Here is a 1,417-nt window from a genome sequence, read left to right as displayed (position 1 = left end):
TGGGATTTTAAAATCCCAAAAGCCAAATGCACCAGTTTCCTCATCAGCGCACCAATCACCTGCATTTTGACCTTTCCGCGACCCAATAGTCGCTCACTCATAGCCTTGAGTAACGGATTGTGACGCATCGCCACTACCGCTGGCATATACAGCGCTTTTCGCAGTCGGACATTACCCGTACAAGACAAACGAGTTTTGCCCTTAACCGAAGTCCCAGAAGTACGTTCGCTCGGTGTTAAACCAGCATAGGCTGCTAATTGACGAGCATTATCGTAATCAGAAACATCGCCAATTTCAGCTAATAATATAGAAGCTGTTAAATCGCCAATGCCAGGAATTGAAGTCAACAGCTCGCGCTGTTGTTTTAAGTGTGGGTGTTGGTCAAAATGGTCACTAATCAGTTTTTTGATTAGTTGTTGTTGCTGTTTTAGATAGTCCAAATGTTCCTGGGTAAGGGAAGCAACTGTTGGCGTAGCTGTCTCCAAACGGTTTTGTTCGCTCGTCATCATTTCTGTGACTGATTCGAGCCGCCGTAACAAGGCTTGTAATTCCTTGACTTCGGGGGCTGTAGGAGTCCATAATGATGGTTTCATTGCCGCACAAAAACGGGCAATCAGTGCCGCATCTACGGAGTCTGTTTTCGTTCTCAGAAGTTCGCTTTTAGCAAACCCTTTAATACGAGCCGGATTGACGATACTTACCTGAAAGCCTTCCCCATAAAGGAATTCTGCCAAGGCTTCGCCGTAGATGCTAGTAGCTTCCATACAAGCATGGAGTTCGACGACACTTTGTTGTTTGAGCCAGTTATGCAAACTCTCAAACCCTTGAGTATTGTTCGTAAACTTTCTGGGTTTAGTTGCACGACCTTCTCTCAGTAATGAGACATGAAAGTCTTTTTTACTGATGTCTATGCCTAAGACTGTTGTCATTATTTGCTCTCCATGTACTCCGATCTATTAAAGAACTTGACAGGCAATTAATACTAACCTTGTGAATGCAGGCTTTCTCGATCGTTCGATCGAGAGCCTAAGATACTGTCCAGCTTGGTGCGCCTGTCATCAGTAATGGGAGCTTATCTACACAACAGACTTGTTTAGTCTAAGGGGCGGGCCAACTTCACCGATTTCTGATGTCCTCTTGCTCACACTTTCGCCTGTTACAGAACCGTTTCTACAAAACTTTCCTTGTTTCTTTAGATTCACTTCGTCGATCGGTACGATCGACTGATCATCGGTACGATCGACTGATCATCGGTACGATCAACTGATTGTCGGTACGATCAACTGATTGTCGGTTCGATCGACTGATTGTCGGTTCGATCGACTGATTGTCGGTTCGATCGACTGATTGTCGGTATGATCGAATCAATGACGTGGCAATCGCCTGACTCACTCTTTTAAGATACAAGGGGCGGGTT

At 45.2% G+C, this 1,417-nt stretch carries 2 protein-coding genes; both read right to left on the bottom strand.

The features are described 5' to 3' along the window. On the bottom strand, window positions 1–929 hold a 929-nt coding region (locus QUB37_RS29655), incomplete at its 3' end, for an IS110 family transposase (protein ID WP_333168814.1). 298 nt (window positions 930–1,227) lie between these two features. After that, a partial coding sequence (locus tag QUB37_RS29650) for a hypothetical protein (protein ID WP_333168812.1) occupies window positions 1,228–1,417 on the bottom strand: 190 nt, incomplete at its 5' end.

It is taken from the genome of Microcoleus sp. AT3-A2, assembly GCF_036705685.1.
Lineage (GTDB): Bacteria > Cyanobacteriota > Cyanobacteriia > Cyanobacteriales > Microcoleaceae > Microcoleus.
The sequence above is the reverse complement of the archived record's forward strand: the minus strand, read 5'-3'. Positions and strand labels throughout refer to the sequence as shown.